This window comes from Arthrobacter sp. FW306-2-2C-D06B (assembly GCF_021789175.1).
Lineage (GTDB): Bacteria > Actinomycetota > Actinomycetes > Actinomycetales > Micrococcaceae > Arthrobacter.
Map to the genome: position 1 here is coordinate 369,404 of NZ_CP084560.1, position 17,745 is coordinate 387,148.

16 protein-coding genes, 1 tRNA gene and 1 other RNA gene are annotated in these 17,745 nt (G+C 63.6%); 9 read left to right on the forward strand and 9 right to left on the reverse strand.

The genetic code is table 11. The annotated features are described in order from the left end of the window. The first annotated feature begins 295 nt into the window (after positions 1-295). The 3 genes from LFT47_RS01825 (at position 296) to LFT47_RS01835 (ending at position 4,362) form a co-directional block, all read left to right on the forward strand. Positions 296-481 (forward strand): hypothetical protein, encoded by a 186-nt coding sequence (locus LFT47_RS01825; protein ID WP_236814550.1) that lies wholly within the window; start codon positions 296-298, stop codon positions 479-481. Between the two features lie 136 nt (positions 482-617). After that, the gene (locus tag LFT47_RS01830; protein ID WP_234752650.1) at positions 618-908 is read left to right on the forward strand and encodes a DUF1540 domain-containing protein; all 291 of its coding nucleotides are present in this window, start codon (positions 618-620) and stop codon (positions 906-908) included. Positions 909-1,212: 304 nt separating this feature from the next. Continuing rightward, entirely contained in the window at positions 1,213-4,362 is a 3,150-nt protein-coding gene (locus LFT47_RS01835; protein WP_442863456.1) for a S8 family serine peptidase, read from the forward strand. A gap of 206 nt (positions 4,363-4,568) precedes the next feature. Here the strand turns inward: LFT47_RS01835 and LFT47_RS01840 are convergent, their stop codons facing one another. The 4 genes from LFT47_RS01840 to LFT47_RS01855 are packed head-to-tail and all read right to left on the reverse strand — an operon-like array spanning position 4,569 to position 6,965. Beyond that, the gene (locus LFT47_RS01840) at positions 4,569-4,940 is read right to left on the reverse strand and encodes a serine protease inhibitor (protein ID WP_236814559.1); all 372 of its coding nucleotides are present in this window, start codon (positions 4,938-4,940) and stop codon (positions 4,569-4,571) included. Then, positions 4,937-5,980, reverse strand: coding sequence for a 3-methyladenine DNA glycosylase (locus tag LFT47_RS01845; RefSeq protein WP_442863426.1), 1,044 nt, complete (start codon positions 5,978-5,980; stop codon positions 4,937-4,939). The genes LFT47_RS01840 and LFT47_RS01845 overlap by 4 nt, the downstream gene beginning before the upstream one ends. Beyond that, entirely contained in the window at positions 5,877-6,446 is a 570-nt protein-coding gene (locus LFT47_RS01850; protein ID WP_236814572.1) for an SSI family serine proteinase inhibitor, read from the reverse strand. Before LFT47_RS01850 ends, LFT47_RS01845 begins: the two co-directional genes overlap by 104 nt. Before the next feature lie 15 nt (positions 6,447-6,461). Then, positions 6,462-6,965 (reverse strand): MarR family winged helix-turn-helix transcriptional regulator, encoded by a 504-nt coding sequence (locus LFT47_RS01855; RefSeq protein WP_236814574.1) that lies wholly within the window; start codon positions 6,963-6,965, stop codon positions 6,462-6,464. Positions 6,966-7,089: 124 nt separating this feature from the next. On the opposite strand from LFT47_RS01855, the gene LFT47_RS01860 reads away from it, so the two are divergent. Together LFT47_RS01860 and LFT47_RS01865 are read left to right on the forward strand one after the other, a co-directional pair. Further along, a complete protein-coding gene (locus LFT47_RS01860; RefSeq protein WP_236814576.1) occupies positions 7,090-7,299 on the forward strand; it encodes a hypothetical protein in 210 nt (69 codons plus the stop codon). A gap of 156 nt (positions 7,300-7,455) precedes the next feature. Then, a complete protein-coding gene (locus LFT47_RS01865) occupies positions 7,456-7,635 on the forward strand; it encodes a hypothetical protein (protein WP_236814578.1) in 180 nt (59 codons plus the stop codon). 129 nt (positions 7,636-7,764) lie between these two features. On the opposite strand, the gene LFT47_RS01870 is transcribed toward LFT47_RS01865, so the two are convergent. Then, the gene (locus tag LFT47_RS01870) at positions 7,765-9,111 is read right to left on the reverse strand and encodes an aspartate kinase (protein WP_236814580.1); all 1,347 of its coding nucleotides are present in this window, start codon (positions 9,109-9,111) and stop codon (positions 7,765-7,767) included. A 252-nt stretch (positions 9,112-9,363) separates the two neighbouring features. Here LFT47_RS01870 and LFT47_RS01875 point away from each other — a divergent pair, with 252 nt between their 5' ends. Together LFT47_RS01875 and LFT47_RS01880 are read left to right on the forward strand one after the other, a co-directional pair. Continuing rightward, positions 9,364-10,320 carry an ABC transporter ATP-binding protein gene (locus LFT47_RS01875; protein ID WP_236814582.1) on the forward strand — a complete coding sequence of 319 codons (957 nt, stop codon included), beginning with the start codon at positions 9,364-9,366 and terminating at the stop codon, positions 10,318-10,320. Continuing rightward, positions 10,317-11,498: an ABC transporter permease gene (locus LFT47_RS01880; protein WP_236814584.1), complete on the forward strand. Its 1,182-nt coding sequence runs from the start codon at positions 10,317-10,319 to the stop codon at positions 11,496-11,498. Before LFT47_RS01875 ends, LFT47_RS01880 begins: the two co-directional genes overlap by 4 nt. Positions 11,499-11,558: 60 nt before the next feature. On the opposite strand, the gene recR is transcribed toward LFT47_RS01880, so the two are convergent. The 4 genes from recR to LFT47_RS01900 form a co-directional block, all read right to left on the reverse strand. Further along, positions 11,559-12,158 (reverse strand): recombination mediator RecR, encoded by a 600-nt coding sequence (gene recR / locus LFT47_RS01885; protein WP_236814593.1) that lies wholly within the window; start codon positions 12,156-12,158, stop codon positions 11,559-11,561. 161 nt (positions 12,159-12,319) lie between these two features. Next, complete coding sequence (locus tag LFT47_RS01890; protein WP_236814595.1) at positions 12,320-15,403, reverse strand: DNA polymerase III subunit gamma and tau; 3,084 nt, start codon at positions 15,401-15,403, stop codon at positions 12,320-12,322. A gap of 33 nt (positions 15,404-15,436) precedes the next feature. Continuing rightward, an RNA gene (gene ffs, locus LFT47_RS01895) (signal recognition particle sRNA small type) lies at positions 15,437-15,533 on the reverse strand. Positions 15,534-15,720: 187 nt separating this feature from the next. Next, on the reverse strand, positions 15,721-16,044 hold the full coding sequence (locus tag LFT47_RS01900; RefSeq protein WP_236814597.1) for a hypothetical protein: 324 nt from the start codon (positions 16,042-16,044) through the stop codon (positions 15,721-15,723). A 309-nt stretch (positions 16,045-16,353) separates the two neighbouring features. On the opposite strand from LFT47_RS01900, the gene LFT47_RS01905 reads away from it, so the two are divergent. Next, positions 16,354-16,441, forward strand: a tRNA-Ser gene (locus LFT47_RS01905). 98 nt (positions 16,442-16,539) lie between these two features. Beyond that, positions 16,540-17,670: a tyrosine-type recombinase/integrase gene (locus LFT47_RS01910; protein ID WP_236814599.1), complete on the forward strand. Its 1,131-nt coding sequence runs from the start codon at positions 16,540-16,542 to the stop codon at positions 17,668-17,670. Positions 17,671-17,745 lie beyond the last annotated feature (75 nt).

Here is a 17,745-nt window from a genome sequence, read left to right on the forward strand (position 1 = left end):
GGTGCCGTCTCACGCCGGAACTGCCTCCAAACAGCGTTCAGCAACAGTGTTTAGCGGCAGGGTCTTACGGAATAAGGGGGGCGCTCCGCGAGCTTGCATGCCCATTCTACCGGCCAAATCGCTACATACCCTATTTGCCGGAGATCGGTGAAGAGGTGGCAACCAGGCAAAAGGTACGCGCCAATTCGCGGCGGCGCACCGCCGTCGTCGGGGGTTTTCAATGCCCGACGGCGGCTCGGGGCACTGAACGACGGCGGCTCTGGCCGAGGGTGGGTTGCGTCACTAGGATTGCGGCATGGCCGAAAACGCTAAGTCGATGGTTTTGCCCGTGGTCCTTGCCGCTGTTTTCGCCGGCCTGGGGAGGGTGGTTTTCCAAAGGATCATGGCGGACCGGGCTGCCCGGGAAAACCGCATTTCCGTCCCGCCCGATGCTTCGACGAGGGCCAAAATCAGCGATGCGTTGCGGGGGACCCATTCTTAGCGTGTCCCGGGCCGCTGACACCGTCCGGAGCGCAATAGGGTACGCGCAAATGCGCTAATCCTCCGGGTTAAAGGCGCGTATTCGGGAGTAGCTTGGAATTACTGTCTAGGAAATTCCCCGTCCAACAGGAGGAGCAATGACCGAACACGTCGCCGAAGTGTCCGCATGCAGCGTTGGCAGCTGCGGATTCAACCATCATGGCTGCACCGCGTACGGGATTACGATCGGCGGAACCGCGGACCACGCATCCTGTGCCACCTTCATTGACACCGGGCTCATGGGAGGACTTCCCAAAGTTCTGGCGCATGTGGGTGCCTGCCAGCGCTCGGAATGCACCCACAACAACAACCTCATGTGCGAGGCCCACGATGTCCGGATCGGCCCCGGTGCCGAAGCCGCCGATTGCCTGACGTACCAACACGCCTGAGGCTCCTTTAAGACCGCCTTCGTCATCAATATCTGAATATCCGCACAGCGGGCACGTCCCTTCCGACGGGGGCGTGCCCGCTGCTGCGTGCGGATGTATTCTGATGCCGAATGACATGACAAAAAACGTGAAATGTGTCCTATGTCATATTCAGCTATCACTCTGTACTCTATGAAACGGCTGGGCTTTAGCTGATTACAAGAACTGTCAATCGGTGCCCGTCCCTAGTTGATTGATCTTGACATGACCGCCACGATCGCCCGGAAAGGTGCAATCACTCGTGAATTCACAAGGAAAGAGCTTCATTAGAAGCGGGGGGCTTCGAAAAGCTGCGGCTTTGGCCGTCGGACTACCGGTTCTGCTCTCCTCGGTGGCTTTGACACCCGCTCATGCTTCGCCCGCTTCCGGCTCAACGGTCTTCGGATCAACGGTTGCGGGGGTTGCCCGGAATGTCGACCCCAAGTCTTATCAGGATGGCCGCTACGTAGTGGTGCTGGCAGAGAAGCCAGCGGCCACTTACGACGGCGGAACGCCCGGCTATGTGCCCACCAAGCCACAATCCGGCAAGAAGCTTGACGTCGGCAGGGCCGAAGTGAAGCAGTACCAGGCCCACTTGCAGCAGAAGCAGCAGGACGTGGCCAAGCAGCAGAGCGTGAGCATCAATCGCGACTACACCACAGCCATCAACGGCTTCAGCGCCACCCTCTCCGCGAACCAGGCCGTCAATCTCGCGAAGAACCCCGATGTTCTCCTCGTAGCCCCGGACACGCAGTCCGCTCCCGACTACTCCACCACCGATTTCCTCAACCTCAGCGGACCGAACGGCGCGTGGAACACCCAGTTCGGCGGCCAGGACCAGGCCGGCAAGGGGACCGTGGTGGGCGTCATCGACACCGGCTACACGCCCACAAGCAAGTTTTTCGCCGGCGATCCTGTCCAGCCGCTGGTCGGGGACCCCCAAGTTGGCGTCCCGTACCGCACGGGTGACGGCAAGATCGCCATGCTGAAGGCCAATGGAGATACTTTCATAGGCGAGTGCCAGAAGGGCACGGACACCGGGGCAGCGTTTGACGGAACTGCCTGCAATTCCAAAGTCCTGGCCGCCCACTACTTCGCGGACGCCTTCATCCAGACGGTTCCGCCAGCCCAGCGGGCTCCCCAGGAACAGATCTCACCCATCGACGTCGTGAGCCACGGTACACACACGGCCAGCACAGCCGCAGGCAACTCCGGTGTGGAAACGTTCGTGGATGGCCGTAGCTTCGGCAAGACGAGCGGAGTGGCACCAGCTGCCAAGCTCTCCATCTACAAGGTCTGCTGGGAAGACACCGACCCCAATACGGGCGGTTGCTACAGTTCCGCGGCCATCGCCGCCATTGACCAGGCTATTGCCGACGGCGTGGACGTCCTGAATTACTCCATTTCCGGCGCGACGGACACCACCACCGACCCTGTCTCGCTCGCGTTCCTCTCTGCTGCGTCGGCCGGGATCTTTGTGGCAGCGTCCGCCGGTAACTCCGGTCCGCAGGCCAGCACCGTCAACCACGGCGCACCCTGGATGACCACGGTTGCGGCTACCTCCTTCTCCCAGGAGCTCCAGGGAACCGTCGAATTCTCCGACGGCACCAAGTTCCGCGGAGCGAGCATCATGAACCACCAGGTGAGCGGGGCCGGCGTCGTGCTCTCCGCAAACGCAGCCTCCGGTGCCGGTAACGCAGCACTCTGCGCGCCTGGGTCCCTGGACCCGGCGAAAATCGCCGGCAAAGTAGTGGTGTGTGACCGTGGGGTGGTTGACCGAGTCGCCAAGAGCGCCGAGGTGCTCCGCGGTGGCGGCGTGGGCATGATCCTCGTGAACCTCGCCAGCTCCTCCTTGGACACCGACAAGCACGCGGTGCCCACCGTCCATGTGAATCCTCCGGCATCGCAAGCCATCAAGGACAAGGTCGCGGCAAACCCGGGGCTTACTGTTTCGCTCGTTGACCACGACACCACCGGTCTTCCGCTCGAGGCCCAGCCGCAGATCGCCGGATTCTCTTCCCGCGGCCCGCTCCTCGCCACGGATTCGGATCTCCTCAAGCCGGACGTCTCGGCTCCCGGCGTTGCGGTGCTCGCAGGTGTTTCGCCGATCGGCAGCAAGGGTGATGAGTACGGATTCATGTCCGGTACCTCGATGGCGTCCCCGCACATTGCAGGTTTCGGGGCCTTGATCCTGGCGAAGAATCCCGATTGGTCACCGGCGATGGTCAAGTCGGCCATGATGACGACGGCGAGTGACGTCAAGCTCGCCGATGGAAGCAAGAACCAGGACGTCTTCGCTACCGGTGCAGGAGAGATGAACCCTGCCAGCGTGCTGGAGCCGGGCCTGGTCTACGATGCCGGAACCGAGGACTACTTGAAGTTCATCCAGGGCACCGGCGTCGATCTCGGCAAGCCGGGACTTGGCTCGACACTGCCGCGCGACATGAACCTTCCGTCGTTCGCCCTGGGTAACCTCGCGGGCAAAATCGAGGTCACCCGCACCGTCACCGCGCTGACCCCGGGACAGTACCGGGCCACAGTCAACGTCCCTGGCGTTGACGTCAAGGTCACCCCGTCCGTGCTGAATTTCAAAGACGCGGGCCAGAAGAAGACCTTCACAGTGACCTTCGAAAACAAGAGCGCGCCACTGGGTACTTTCGCGATGGGATCGTTGAAGTGGGAAGGCGCCAATAAGTCGGTGGTCTCTCCGATTGCGGTCCGTCCGCAGTCGGTGCTGGCCTCCAAGAGCGTCGCCTTCACGTCCCAGCAGGCAAGCGGCTCGGCGGACATCAACATCGTCTCCGGTTCCGATTCGCCCACGGCTGTGACCATCGACGGCCTCTCCAAGGCTGATTCCTCGGCCGCGGAGCTTGTTCCAGGTCCCGTGGCTGTTGCGAACGACGCCTCGAACTTCGTCAAGACCGCCACGGTTCCCCCCGGAACAGCGTTCGCGAAATTCTCGGTAATTTCTTCCGATCCCACCGCGGATTTCGATCTGTATGTTCTGTCGCCGTCGGGTCAGCTGTTCACGGCAGCGACACCGAGCGCAAGTGAGTCGCTCTCGCTCGACAACCCGCAGCCTGGGACATACACCATCATCGCGAACCTGTATGCCAGCCCTAACAACCGGCCCACCAAGGCCAGCGTTGATGCGGCAATCCTGGGCGCAAACCAAGGCAACGCCACGGTCACGCCCAACCCGATCAAGATAAAGAACGGCAAATCCGGGAAGCTCACCTTCGCATGGAACAACCTGACGCCGGGTTCCTACATCGGCCGACTCACTTTTGCCGGCACCAGCTCGCCGACGTTTGTGTCAGTCCTGGTCTCGGCAAACGGCAGCGTGTCCGTCGCGCCTAATGATGACCAGGAAGGCCAGCACGGCAAGGGCAAACTGCAGAATGAAGGGGAGGACCAGTCAAACAACGCCCTTTAGCGCGGCAATGATCGTCTGACAGAAATGCAAGGCGGCGGCCGGCGGGATACCCCGCCGGCCGCTTTCTTGTTAACCCCGGACGCCCGCTCACGTATGTGGCCAAACGGCGGAACCCTCTTGCAGATCATGTGAGCGGGCGTGCGGCCGGGAGGGGTTGTTTGTGAGCGGGCGTGCGGCCGGGAGGGGTTGTTTGTGAGCGAGCGTCGTTAGATGCTTCCTGTGGATCCTGCCATGCCGCCGAGGAGGGCGGCCATGGTGCGCCACCGGGCGATCTCACAGCCGTCCGTCCGGCTGAAGCGGCTGCTGACCTCGCGCCCGCGGAACCTGCCCGTAACCGTTGCCACCTGCGGACCGCCGTATTGCTGGGTGCAAATACGGTCCGGCCGGGGAACCGGAAAGAAGATCTCTTCGCCGAATTGCTCGACGGCGGCAAGCGCCGCGCGGGGGTCCGGAAGGGTCGAGCCTTCGGAGACTTCGCCGCCAGAGCCGAGCAGGACGAACTCATAGTCCGCGGCGCCTGGTGCCTCCGTCAGCGTGATGGTGAGTTCGACGTCGTACTTTCCTGTGCCTGAAGTCATTGCTGTCCTTCGTGAGACGGTGTTTGTGCGAGGAGATCCAGAAGCGGCTGCACTTCATCGAGGACCCGGGCACGGAGCGCTTGGGCCTCGGCGGCGAAGGCCCTCTGATACTCAACGTACTCGGCCTTGCCTTGCGGCGTCTCGATCCTGATGGCCGGATAGCCCCACTCTTCAAGGTCATAGGGGGAGGCCTGCATGTCCATGGCGCGGATCCGCCAGGACAGTTCGAAGCAGTCCATCACGAGTTCGCTCGGCAGGGCCGGCGCCAGTTTGTACGCCCATTTATAGAGGTCCATGTTGGCGTGCAGGCAGCCGGGTTGTTCCATGGTGCGCTGGTTGTCCCGCGTAGGGGCGAGTTCGTTGAGCGGGATGGCGTCCGGAGTGTAGAAACGGAAGGCGTCGAAGTGCGAGCAGCGGATCCGGTTGTCTTCCACTACGGTGTCTGTGCCTTCGGAGCCGAGTCGCAGCTTGAGGTACTCGTGGCGAAGATCGAACTTGTCCTGGCGGTAGACCATGGCCCACTCGTGCAGTCCGAAGCAACCAAACTGGGCGGCCCGCGCGGCGGTTCCGGACAGGATGATGCCGGCGAAGCGGATGGCCTCGGTGCGGTCGGCCGCGAACTTGCGGCGATCGAAGGCGACCGCAACGATACCGGCTGGCAGGCCCGCGGCCGCCAGCGCGCCGTCGTCGAGCACTCGGTAATATTTCCACCCGGCCCGCTCCGCCGCTTTGGGGCCGGAGAGCACGACGCCGTCGCCCGGGTGCCAGCGCAGCAGCTGGCCGGGCTTCTGGGTGTAGTAGGTGAAGAGGAAGTCTTCGACGGGATGCTTCTGGCCTGCGGAGCGGCGGGCCAGGTAGGGCTTGGCGTAGCGTTCGACGCGGACGTGGTGGGCAGCCTCCAGTGCGAGCCATTTCTCTTGCGGGAGGTGCGTGTATTTAAGCTCCGGCACCGCTTGAACCAATGATGTCGGCGACGGCGGCCCAGGCGGAAATTTCGCAGCCGTCCGTGAGCTTGTAGGAGGACTCGATGCCCGCGCCATCAACGGCGCCGGTGACTATTGCCGTCTGGGGTCCGCCGTAACGCTGGCTGCAGACTTGGTCACTGGGGCGCGGCGTGCGCGTAAGCAGGGCCGGGTTCTTTTTGAGGGCGGCGCACGCTGCGGCTGCGGTGGGGTGGTGGCTTTCCGCAGCGGGGACGCCGCCGGTGCAGACGAGCGTGTAGCTCTCAGCGGCCGCAGTAGGGGAGAGCTTGACCATGATGGAAAGTTCGGCATCTCCGCGGCCGGGGGAGCTGGGCGCGGTGGGGGAGAGCGAAGGAGTCGGTTTGCCGCTGGGAGACGCCGTCTCGTCAGGCAAAAGCCCGGTAGGGCTGCTCGACGGCGAGGACGACGCGCTGCTGCCAGGCGCCGAACTGCTGGGCGAACCGCCCCCGGTGCCAGGCGTGCAGGCGGCAAGACCAGCGACGGCGACGACGGCCAGCACAGACCGGACTATTCGCAGGCGCATGGGGTTCTCCTTGATTTATGCCAGTTTATCGCCCGTTGCGGCAGCAGGGTGTTGAGTGGCCGCGATGAGCCCGGTCATCGCCCGGTGAAGTTCCGCTACTTGGGCCCGGCTGAGTTGGAGCCGCTCCATGATGGCTCCCGGCACAGCCGTCGCTTGTTGCCGGAGGGCGGCGCCGGCTTCGGTCAAAGTGATGGCGAGGGCCCGTTCGTTTCCGTGGATGCGGTTGCGGGTCACGAATCCTGCCTCTTCGAGCCGGCGCAGGATCGGTGAAAGAGTGGCCGGCTCATGCAGGAGTGCCTCGCTGATGTCCTTGAGCGTGCGCGGGCTGCGTTCCCACAGGGCGAGCATCACGAGGTACTGCGGATGCGTCAGCCCCATCTTTTCTAGCACCGGCTTGTAGACGCCCACCACGCTCCGCGACGCCACCGTCAGGGCGAAGCATAACTGACGCTCAAGCAAAAGATCGTCTTCCGGCGGGGCGGTGGTTTCGGGGGCAATGGGTGTGCTTGCGGCAGCCATGGCTTGCTCCGTTCCGTGTCGGCGACCGGTTTGTACCGGTCAATAGTTAGTGCACTAATTGTTAGTGTACTATTAAAGCGCAACATCCTTTTGAGAGAGGGTAGACCAGGTGGCCAAAGAGACCATGACCCAGCGATTCATGCGTGCAACCGGCAAGCTGCGGATCATTTTCGGTCCGGCGCACAGCAGTTCCCTGGATCATGAAATGACCGAGGAGAACAAGCGCCTCCTCGCGCGGCGCCAGGCCGAAGCGCAGCAATGGGAGACGATCCGCAGGCCGGACGGCAGCACCTACGTGGTCCCCAGGAACCCGGACGACAAGTCCCTTCGGTAAAAGGCTCCTGCCTCTCAGCGATTGACGCCGATCGGGGCCTTTTACGGGTTCCGGGCGTAAAATTGGCCTCACTGGAACCACTCAGCTCCAACCGCACGGCTGGACCTCGCAGCGGGGAAGGAGGTGGGAATTGTGGGACATGCACTCGATACCTTTATGAAAGTCACAGATCGACTGCGTTTCTGGTTCGGCCCGGCAACCCGGGGCGACATTGATACGCCCGTAGTCCACAAGCATGACGACTTCGAGGCGGCGTCGGAAGAAGACCTGGGACATTTCGTCGTCGAAACAGACGACCAAGGCCACCACTACGGAATCCGCAAGGAAAGCGCCTGAAGCCGCTCCGCGGCGCCAATGCCGCAGCAATGCAAAAGAACCGGAGCATGAGCTCCGGTTCTTTCACGTTTAAGTACTTCAGATCCCGACGGCGGGTGCCCGACTGTGCGTTCCCGTCCGGGAGGCCGGCTAGCGGCCGGTGCCGCCATAGACGGTTGCCTCGGCGTCGCCGTCGAGCTCGAACGCCTTGTGGATGGCGCGCACGGCGTCATCCAGCAGATCGGCGTGAGTGACGACAGAGATGCGGATCTCCGAGGTGGAAATCATGTTGATGTTGATCCCGGCGTCGGAGAGTGCCTTGAAGAAGGTGGCGGACACGCCCGGGTGCGAACGCATCCCGGCGCCGATCAGCGAAAGCTTGCCGACGTTCTCGTTGTATTCGATGCTTTCGAAGCCGATTTCAGGCTGCGCGGCACGCAGGGCGGTGAGGGCATCGGCGCCTTCCACGATGGGCAGGGTGAACGAGATGTCCGTGCGGCCGGTACCGTGAGTGGACACGTTCTGGACGATCATGTCGATGTTCGAGTGCGCCTTGGCGATGACCTGGAAAATTGCGGCGGCCTTGCCCGGGATGTCCGGGACGCCGACCACGGTGACCTTGGCTTCTGAACGGTCGTGTGCAACACCGGAGATGATTGGCTGCTCCAAGGCAACTCCCTCTTGAATCGTGATCTTGTCGTCGGCGCTGGGCAGGACCCAAGTGCCTTCGTTCTGGCTGAATGAGGACCGGACGTGCAGGGGCACGCCGAATCGGCGGGCGTATTCCACGCAACGCAAGTGCAGGATCTTGGCGCCGGAAGCTGCCAGTTCCAGCATTTCCTCGCTCGAGATACGGTCGATCTTCGTTGCCGTGGAGACCACGCGGGGGTCGGCCGTGTAGATGCCGTCGACGTCCGTGTAGATTTCGCAGACGTCCGCCTCGAGCGCGGCGGCGAGGGCCACCGCAGTTGTATCGGATCCGCCGCGGCCAAGGGTAGTGATCTCCCTTGTGCTTCGGGTCATGCCCTGGAAGCCGGCCACGATGGCGACATGCCCTTTGTCCAATGCGGTACGGATGCGGTGGGGGTCGACGTCGATGATGCGGGCCTTGCCATGGATGCCGTCCGTGATCATGCCGGCCTGGGAGCCGGTGAACGACTGCGCTGAGGCGCCGAACTTGTTGATGGCCATCGCGAGCAGGGCCATGGAGATGCGCTCGCCTGCGGAAAGGAGCATGTCCATCTCACGGGCGGGAGCAGAATCGGTGACTTGGGCGGCGAGATCCAGGAGTTCGTCCGTGGTGTCTCCCATGGCCGAAACCACCACGACGACCTCGTTGCCGGCCTTTTGTGCGTCGACAACGCGGCGGGCAACACGCTTGATGCCTTCTGCATCGGACACCGAGGAGCCGCCGAACTTCTGCACGATCAGCTGCTTGGTCTTGGCAGCCGGCGCGGTCAGGTCTTCGGTTTTCACATCGGTAGTGGGCAAACTCATGCGCGCACCCTCACTGCATCAATTGGGGATCGTACGTTGCGTGGCCAGGTAGCGGCACGGCTACGTGGCTTATGTGGCCAGTTTATCGCCGGGCGCGGCGGGCGGGGGAATTGTGACCAAATCTCGGCCCTTGCGTGCATGCCGGGCGGTTTCGGCTTGGCGTACGATCAAGAAATACGCAGCCTGCGGGCATGTGGGCTCACGGGAATTGAAGCGTACTTGTTCTGTTTGGGGGAAACAGGTGAGTAGAGCATGTCCATAGCTGAAAGTTCAAGCGTCCCGGTGAGCGGCGCACTCGGAGTATCCGCGGAAGGCGTCTCACGCCGCTTCGGTACGGTCCACGCGGTGGAGCACATCGATTTCCATGCCCCGCCAGGGAAGGTCACGGCGCTCATCGGTCCCAACGGCGCAGGCAAAACGACCCTCCTTCTCATGCTTGCCTCGCTTCTGCGGCCCGACTCCGGGACCATCCGGATCAACGGCCTGGATCCCCTGCACGACAGCGCCGCCGCGCGGCTTCGGATCGGCTGGATGCCGGACACCCTGGGGGTGTGGGAGTCCTTGACCGCACGCGAAATCCTGGTCCAGATGGCGCGCTTTTACCGTCTGCCCAAGTCCGGTATCGCCCAGCGCGTTGCCGGGTTGCTCGAACTTGTCCGGCTGGACACCCTTGCCGACCAGCCGGCCCGGGTCCTCTCCAGAGGCCAGCAACAACGTCTCAGCCTGGCCAGGGCCCTCATCCACGACCCCTCCGTGCTTCTGCTCGACGAGCCGGCGTCGGGCCTCGACCCGGGATCCCGCGTGGAGCTCCGAAACCTGCTGCGCCGCCTGGCCGGGGAAGGGAAAGCCGTGGTGGTTTCCTCTCACGTGCTCAGTGAACTCGATGAAATCGCGGACGGAGCGGTGTTCGTCAGCCAGGGCCGCACCGTGAAACAGCAGACCCTCGAGGAGGCCGCCCTGCAGGGCCGGCGCTACGCCATCACAGCCCTCGACAACGCGGCCCTCATGGCAAAGCTCGGCGAGCTGGGGCTGGAACACCGCGTGGAGGCGGGCCGCCGCCCGTCGGTCACCTTGCTGCTGACGCACGACGACGGCGCTGCCGCCCTCTTGGGCGAACTCGTCCGGTCCGGCATCAGCGTGGTTTCCTTCGCCCCGGCAGCCGGTGCCCTCGAAGAGACGTACATGAACCTGGATACGGAGAGGCAATGAGCAACGTGAATCACACCGTGCCGGGCACTGCGGGTCCGCAGGGAGCTACGGGCGGCGGGAACGCCGTCGTTGGCTATCTTGGCGGGATCCGCGACGTCGTGGTCCTTGAGATGAAACAACGGTTGCGTTCCCGCGGCTGGTACATCATGTTGGGCATCTGGTTCTTTGTGATCGCCGTAGTGACGTGGCTGACCTGGCTCGCCTGGAACGCCAGCATGGAAGTGCGTCGTTCCACGATGCCGCCGTCGGCACTGGCGCAGCAGGACGGGGCCGGGTCCATGATCTTCGAGGTCGTCCTGGCTTTCGTGCTCCTGTTTGCCCTGCTCGTGGCGCCCGCGCTGTCGGCCAATGCCATCAACGGTGACCGCACAGGGGGCACACTCGCCATCCTGCAGATCACCTTGCTGACTCCGGGCCAGATTCTCTGGGGCAAGTTCTGCGCGGGATGGCTCGCTGCGCTCGCCTTCCTGGCGACGAGTGCCCCGTTCCTTGTCTTCGGAATGTTCCAAGGCGGCCTGACCCCGGGGCACGTCGTGGTTTCCTTGCTGATGCTGGCGGTGGAACTGGCCGTTGTCTGCGGGATGGGCGTGGGGATTTCTGCGCTTGCGGGGCGGCCCTTGTTCTCGATCGTGGTGACCTACTTGGCAGTCGCCGCACTGGTGGTCGGATCCTTGATTTCCTTCGGACTGGGAACGCAACTGGCGCAGGGCACGGTAGTGGCCAACTCTCCCGTTGGCCGTGGCGTCTTGTATGCGCCCGTGCAGCCGAATCAGCAGGGGCAACCGCTTGAACCGGCGCAACCGGCTTACACCTGCGAGGGTCCCTTGATTGAGCACCCGGCCGCCCGGACCGAACGCGTGGCGTGGATGCTCGCGTTGAATCCCTACGTGGTGGTGGCCGACGCCATTCCGTATCCGGACCGTTCCGGAAGCGCCTTCTACTCGGTCGGCATGATCGAAGGCATCAGCCAGGGTGCCAGGTCCGCGCTCGCCGGGCCGGACCACTCCTACCTGTGCGCAAACGGCGTGCCGCAGCCGCAGTACCTCAAACAGACGACGCCCTTGTGGCCACTGGGACTCGGCCTGCAACTGGTTCTGACGGGGTTGCTCATGTGGCTCGGCTGGCGTTCGCTGCGGACGCCCGCAGGCCGGTTGGCTAGCGGGACGCGGATCGCGTAAGCCGGGCGGGTCGCCTAAGGGTCCGCAGCGGCGTCAGGGGCGTTCCGGGAAACGGGCTGCCTACATGAGGGCGTTGCGGCGACCCTCGAAGGCCCTTCCGAGGGTAACTTCGTCCGCGTACTCCAGGTCTCCGCCCACCGGGAGGCCGGAGGCAAGCCTGGTGACGGTGATGCCGATCGACTTCAACATGCGGGCCAGGTAGGTGGCCGTCGCTTCGCCTTCAAGGTTGGGGTCGGTCGCGATGATGATTTCCTGGATGGCGCCGTCGTTGAGCCGGGTCAGAAGCTCGCGGATACGGAGTTGCTCGGGCCCGATTCCGGCGATCGGATTGATGGCGCCACCGAGGACGTGGTATCGGCCGCGGAAGGACCGTGTGCGTTCCACCGCGAGGACATCCTTGGATTCCTCGACCACGCAGATCACGGAGGGGTCGCGGCGCGGATCGCGGCAGATGTTGCACAGCTCCTGCTCGGTGACATTGCCGCAGACAGTGCAGAACTTCACCCGTTCTTTGACTGTGGTGATGGCCGCGACCAGCCGCTTCATGTCCTCGGGATCGGCCTCAAGGATGTGGAAGGCCAGGCGCTGCGCCGACTTCGGCCCGATGCCGGGGAGCCGGCCGAGCTCGTCGATCAGCTCTTGTACTGCGCCTTCGTACACAATGTCCTCGTTCGTTTGGGGTGGACGCCTTTGCTGTTCGGCGGGCGTCGCGGTTTGGTGGCACCTTCTTCGGGCGCCGGCGGGCTCTTAATCAGGGTTCCTTGAGGTTCCCCGCCGAACACCGTGCTGGCCGGGCAGGGTGTTGGGACGGCGTCTCGTTGTTAGCGGCGCATGCTGTCCAGCGACCGTTCTTCCAGTAGCTTTCCGCCCAGAATACGCTCGACGGCGGCGCGTCCAAAGACTCCCGACTCCTCGATCGTTTCATCGTCGGCACTCGGAATGTCCTCCACCACGCTGCCAGGCGCGACGGTTGCCCGTGCCGGTGCTTTCTCACGGCCGGCCATGGCTTCCGGACTGTTCGAAAGCCGTTGGTAGAGGCTCTGCTTCCCGGTTCCCGAAGGGGCCGGCACTGTTGCGGGGGTCGATCCTTGGGCAGGCGCAGGCGCAGGCGCGGGGGCGGCAGGGGCAGGGGCAGGGGAAGGGGCGGCGGCAGGCGGAGCGGGAGCGGCCTGCACGAGTGCCACGGCCGACCGCGCGGGTTCGGCCGCCGGCGCGGTTGCCGGTGCCGGCACTGAAGCCTGCGCCTGGATTGGAATCTGCGCGGCCGCAGGTTCATAGACGGGACTGGGCGTCGCCGGGGAGGATGAATTGGCCTGACCCTCAGGATCGGCAGAGATGCCCGAAGCTGCGGAGCCAACGTTGGACTCGGAGCCGACCACCCACGATCCCGGCGCGTGCTCGACAGCCCTGGACCATGGATCTTCCGGAGCCTTGGACTTCTTCTCCGAAGATGCTTGGGTGGATGCGGTTGCCGGGGCTGCCGTGCTGGCCGACGATCGGGTGGCGGGCCCGGCCGTGGGCGCGGAGGTGAAGCCCGGAGGAGCTGCCGGCTCCCAATCCATGGGCGGTTCTTCGTCAAGCGGGGGAGCGTCTTCGTCCCGCGGGGGACCCCAATCATCGTCCGAATACGAGTAGTCCGCGGCCGGGTCTGTCGGTGCCGTTGGGGACGAGACAGCCGCTGCAGCGGACGATGCCGGGGCGGCGGTCGAGGCAAGAGCCTGTGCAGCGGAAACGGTTTGGGTCGGAGCGGCCTCGAGGGCTGGTGCCGCGACGGCCTTTTCTGCTTCCGGGGCAGCGGGGCTTTGTGTCGCAGGGGCAAGTCCCCATGCGCTATCCACGGCGGATGACACAACGGGAGAGGCGCCACCCCCTACAGGGGGCGTCGGGTCAGCCGGTGCTTTTGGGTTTGGTTCAGAGCTACCTGAGCTGTTGCCGCCGACTACCGAAGTGATCTGGCAGTCGATGCCGATCGTCTTGTGGATGGCCTGGCGAAGGTTTTCGGCATGGTCTGCTCGGCTGAAAGCGCTCGCAAGGCCGTCAGTGCTGAAAGCCAGAGTCAGGAGTTGGCCGTCGAACTGCGCCACCTGTGCGTTCGCTCCAACCAGAGCCCAGCTGCTGCGCTTGATCTTGGTCAGCGTCTGGAGGATCTCGGGCCAAGCCCGCCGGATCACCTCGACATCGGCGCCCCCGGTGGCGGGCCGAGAGGGCTGTGCGGGCGCTGGCGGTGGTGCGGGGGCTGACGCCTGGGCCCGGGCAGGCTCGGGCGTTTGGCGTGGCTCGGGCGTTTGAGCTGGTGCGGCGGGGGACTGGGTACGGTCCTGATCTGCCGCTGGCTGAGCGGATGGCGCCTGGGCAACGGGGCGCGCCGCAGGAGCTTGGGCAGGAAGCTGACTGGGAGCTTGGGCAGCTTGTTCGGGAGTCGGACGGTTGGACTGTTGCCTGGATTCATCCACGGGCCAGTCAGTAGTGGAGACCCGCGGCGGTGTCAGTTGTTCCCTGGGCGGTTCGCCGGAGGAAGGCGAACGGCCGGGCGCCGGAGCCTCAGCGACCTCGGCTGGCAAGGGCGCCGGTGGCACGAGTGCCGGTGCGGCGGGAGCGGGACTGGCGGCCGACGTCGGGCGTTCCACTGCTTGATCCACTGCTTGATCCGCTGCGCGGACGGTCGGCGCGGCGGAAGGAGAAAGAACCGCAGCGACTTCCGCCGCTGTCTGGGCTTCAGCGGGAGGAAGCCCCCCGCCGTAGTTGAGGCGGCGTTCGACGCGGTCGATCCGGGCCGCGATGCCACGTTCGGTCTGCTCGGAACTGGGCAGCAGGATGCGGGCGCAGAGCAGTTCGAGATGCAGCCGTGGCGAGGTGGCGCCGGTCATCTCAGTGAGTGCGGTGTTAGTGACGTCGGCGGCACGGGAAAGCTCAGCGGCACCGAGGTTGTTGGCCTGGCTCCGCATGCGGGCGATCTGGTCCGCCGGCATGCCGCGGAGGATGGCTTGGGCGCTTTCCGGCATGGCTTGGACAATGATGAGGTCGCGGAACCGCTCCAGCAGGTCCTCGACGAAGCGTCGGGGATCGTGTCCGGTTTGGATGACACGGTCCACGGCTCGGAAGACCGTGGCGGAATCGGACGCGGCGATTGCCTCGACGACGTCGTCGAGCAGTGAAGCGTGGGTGTATCCAAGCAGCGCGACAGCGAGTTCATAGTCCAGGCCGTTGGGTCCGGCGCCGGCCATGAGCTGGTCAAGCACGGAGAGGGAATCGCGCACAGAGCCGCCGCCGGCCCGGATGACGAGGGAGAGTACGCCGGGAGCTACGGGCACGTTCTCCTGTTGGCAGAGAAGCTCGAGGTACTGCATCAAGGGCTCGGGCGGCACCAGCCGGAAGGGGTAGTGGTGCGTGCGTGAGCGGATGGTGCCGATGACCTTGTCCGGCTCCGTGGTGGCGAAGATGAATTTGATGTGTTCCGGCGGCTCTTCGACGATCTTCAGCAGCGCATTGAAGCCGGCAGAGGTGACCATGTGGGCTTCGTCAATGATGAAGATCTTGTAGCGGTCGCGGACCGGGGCGAAGGTGGCGCGTTCGCGGAGATCGCGGGCGTCGTCCACGCCACCGTGGCTGGCGGCGTCGATCTCGATGACGTCGAGCGAGCCGGAGCCGCCTCGGGCCAGCTCAACGCAGCTGTTGCATTTGCCGCAAGGAGTGTCCGTGGGGCCTTCGGCGCAATTGAGGCAGCGGGCAAGGATGCGGGCGGAGGTGGTTTTTCCGCAGCCGCGCGGGCCGGAGAAGAGGTAGGCGTGGTTGACCCGGTTTTTGCGCAGGGCCGTCATGAGCGGCTCGGTGACGTGTTCCTGCCCGATAACGTCCGCGAAAGAATCGGGGCGATATCTGCGGTAAAGAGCAGTAGTAACAGTCACAGGGGAAACCTACCTATAGGGACTGACATTTAAATAAGAGACCCCTCATGCACCCGCCAGAGCCCATCTACCCTTGCTACCTTCCGGTCCTGGGGGAGTTCAACAGGATGACGCCACATGAGGGGCCGTCGACAAGCTTACCCGATGTTTTCGAGCCCTCCGAATTTGCGGACATGCGCCCTCCGAGAGCCAAGAAATGGACATGTCCCCCTCGGTGCTTGGTGGTTCCAAGGGACATGTCCCTTGTGTGAGCCAAGGACTGGACATGTTGGGATTGTGTCCAGTGCTCGTGTGTATGGGAGGGCATGTCCAGTGGGTTAGCGCCAACCGTTCACTGGCCACGTCATGAATGCAGGCTCCTCATAAGGGTGGGCTGAACGCAGGGCCTGCACTACGGCGTCGAGCATGTCCGCTTCAACTACGCACTCGATCCGGATTTCCTGCACGGTCTCGCCTTGCCCCACGGCTCCCACGAACGGCTGTGCCCCTGGCAATGGAGTGAAGCGTCCTGTGCCGGGAGTGGTGAAGGAGCAATGCGAATAGTCGCCGATTCTGCCCGCCCCGGCATCGCCGATCGCGGCCAGCAAGGTCTCGCTGTGTGACACCGGAACGTAGACGACGAGGGCGTGTAGCTGGCTCATGACACCATCCTCCCAGCGGCCGCCCAAAAACAGGTCAAAGGATGGTTTCCAATCTCCATTGCCAAACCGCTGAACGCAGCGGACTATGGGTATGTACACCGATTGGGGCAATCTCAAGATTGTGAGCTGCAGGGCCTGGTTTCAGGGGCTGGACCCAGCTGCTCAACGGAGTGCCGGAGGAATGGACGCATTGGGGGCGTCCATTTTTACGTTTAAGCGCAGGGCGGGCGGCTCTGCACCATGAAAGTCCCGATTGGGCGATGCTGAAATTCTCGGGTACAGTGGAGTCTGCTTTTGATTCAGAAGCATGGAGAATTCGCCTAGCGGCCTATGGCGCACGCCTGGAACGCGTGTTGGGTTAACGCCCTCGGGGGTTCAAATCCCCCATTCTCCGCCAGAAGTGCCCCGGAATCTCGCGGATTCCGGGGCATCTTTTTTGTCTTGTTGACGAAACCCCGGATTTTGTTGACAGACCTGCGCCCTATGATGGGCGACATGGCAAGCATCCGAGAACGGTCGAGGGCAGACGGCAGCATCAAGCATGAAGTGCTCTGGCGCGATTCGGACACCGGCAAGCAGACCTCGTACGGTCTGTCTAGCTCGGAAGAAGCGCTTCGCTTCAAGAGGCTCATTGAAGCCAACGGAAACTCCCTCACTGCAGTGGAAGAGATCCTGCAAAAGATCAGCATCGGCGGCCCGACCGTCGCCGAGAACATGCAACGGCACATCGAACTACTGACGAGTGCCGGGCCGGACCAGATCAAACGCTATGGATCTGCTATCAAAAACCACTTCAGCGGACGCCTGGGGAAGTTGCCCGTGGCTGCGGTCGAGCATGAGGACGTCGTCATGTGGATCAAGTACATGCAGGGAAAGACCTACAAAGGCGAACCGTTGTCGGCCAAGACGATCGCGAACCATCACGGGCTCCTGTCGGCGTCCATGGAGACGGCAATGCGGCTTAAGCACCGCACCGACAACCCATGCCGGGGGATCAAGCTCCCGAAGGACACTGCCACCGAAGAGAAGATGTACTTCATGACAGCGCAAGCATCCCTTGCGGTCGTGAACTCTCACCCAGATCGCTATCAGGTCTTCGTATCCTGCCTACGTGCGACCGGGGCGCGCTTCGGAGAAGTGACCGCTTTCTATGCGGATGACTTTGACCTCAATGGCGCAGCGCCGTCCGTGCGGGTGGAGCGAGCTTGGAAGCGCGACGAGAATAACCGGTTCTACATCGGACCGCCCAAGACGAAGAAGTCTCGACGTACGATCAGTCTGCCGCCGTCGTTCGTGAAGGACGTCCGCCCCCTTGTGGAGGCTACCGATCCGGGCCAGCACGTGTTCCACACCACTTACGGGGGCCCGATCCGGCACTCGACATTCTGGCAGTTCTGGAACGACGCCATCGAGACGCTCAAATATCCGAAGGATGACAGGCCGCGCATTCACGACATGCGCCACACTCATGCTTCGCTGATGCTCGCAGGGGGCATGAGTATCTATGAACTGTCGAGAAGGCTGGGTCACGAGAGCATCCAAACCACGATCGACCGGTATTCACACCTCGTGCCGGACGCCCACTTCCGGGCAATCGACATTGCAGAGAAAGCGCTTGAGGCATAGAGGGCTGGATGCCGTCAGCCCATCTGGTCTAGTGAGGATTTGGGTGAGCCTCTGTCAGTCACGACATCGATTGTT

Excerpts from the sequence above, each read along its gene's own strand:
- LFT47_RS01825 (WP_236814550.1), top strand. The coding sequence starts at position 296 with ATGGCCGAAAACGCTAAGTCGATGGTTTTGCCCGTGGTCCTTGCCGCT.
- LFT47_RS01830 (WP_234752650.1), top strand. The coding sequence starts at position 618 with ATGACCGAACACGTCGCCGAAGTGTCCGCATGCAGCGTTGGCAGCTGC.
- LFT47_RS01840 (WP_236814559.1), bottom strand. The coding sequence starts at position 4,940 with ATGACTTCAGGCACAGGAAAGTACGACGTCGAACTCACCATCACGCTG.
- LFT47_RS01845 (WP_442863426.1), bottom strand. The coding sequence starts at position 5,980 with ATGGCGCGGGCATCGAGTCCTCCTACAAGCTCACGGACGGCTGCGAAA.
- LFT47_RS01850 (WP_236814572.1), bottom strand. The coding sequence starts at position 6,446 with ATGCGCCTGCGAATAGTCCGGTCTGTGCTGGCCGTCGTCGCCGTCGCT.
- LFT47_RS01855 (WP_236814574.1), bottom strand. The coding sequence starts at position 6,965 with ATGGCTGCCGCAAGCACACCCATTGCCCCCGAAACCACCGCCCCGCCG.
- LFT47_RS01860 (WP_236814576.1), top strand. The coding sequence starts at position 7,090 with ATGACCCAGCGATTCATGCGTGCAACCGGCAAGCTGCGGATCATTTTC.
- LFT47_RS01865 (WP_236814578.1), top strand. The coding sequence starts at position 7,456 with ATGAAAGTCACAGATCGACTGCGTTTCTGGTTCGGCCCGGCAACCCGG.
- LFT47_RS01870 (WP_236814580.1), bottom strand. The coding sequence starts at position 9,111 with ATGAGTTTGCCCACTACCGATGTGAAAACCGAAGACCTGACCGCGCCG.
- LFT47_RS01875 (WP_236814582.1), top strand. The coding sequence starts at position 9,364 with ATGTCCATAGCTGAAAGTTCAAGCGTCCCGGTGAGCGGCGCACTCGGA.
- LFT47_RS01880 (WP_236814584.1), top strand. The coding sequence starts at position 10,317 with ATGAGCAACGTGAATCACACCGTGCCGGGCACTGCGGGTCCGCAGGGA.
- LFT47_RS01900 (WP_236814597.1), bottom strand. The coding sequence starts at position 16,044 with ATGAGCCAGCTACACGCCCTCGTCGTCTACGTTCCGGTGTCACACAGC.
- LFT47_RS01910 (WP_236814599.1), top strand. The coding sequence starts at position 16,540 with ATGGCAAGCATCCGAGAACGGTCGAGGGCAGACGGCAGCATCAAGCAT.